This is a genomic window from Streptomyces xylophagus (genome assembly GCF_000716435.1).
Taxonomy (GTDB): Bacteria; Actinomycetota; Actinomycetes; order Streptomycetales; family Streptomycetaceae; genus Streptomyces; species Streptomyces xylophagus.
In genome coordinates, this window is the sequence record NZ_JNWO01000171.1 from 1 (window position 1) to 364 (window position 364).

Consider the following 364-nt stretch of genomic DNA (forward strand, 5'->3'; position numbering starts at 1 on the left):
CGGCAAGCACGACGCGGGGGTACGGCGATGATCAGCCTGTTCATCATCCTGACCGCCGTACTGGTGTCCGTCCTGGTCGTCACCGTGGCGCTGGTCTGCGAAAACTACGCGCAGCAGATGCGGCACGTGGACCGCCGTCGTACCGCGATTACCCGACGGGCGGTGCGGCGATGAACCTCCACCTGCGTCCGGTCCTCGACGACCTGCGTCACGCCCGCCAGGTCATGGCCGGCTACCAGCACCTCACCCGACTCACCCGCTCCTACGTGACCGCCGACCCGGCCGTCGTGGACCTCGGCCTGCGAGCCGGCTGGATCGCCGACGAGGCAGACCTTCTGCGGTGGCACCTGGAACGGTCCCGGAC

The 364-nt window shown here is 69.0% G+C and carries 1 protein-coding gene; it reads left to right on the forward strand.

Annotated features, from left to right (window positions below; all coding sequences use genetic code 11):
• Window positions 1-170 precede the first annotated feature (170 nt).
• Window positions 171-364, forward strand: a 194-nt coding sequence (locus tag OO70_RS50840; RefSeq protein ID WP_043688492.1) for a hypothetical protein, incomplete at its 3' end; no start/stop codon positions are given.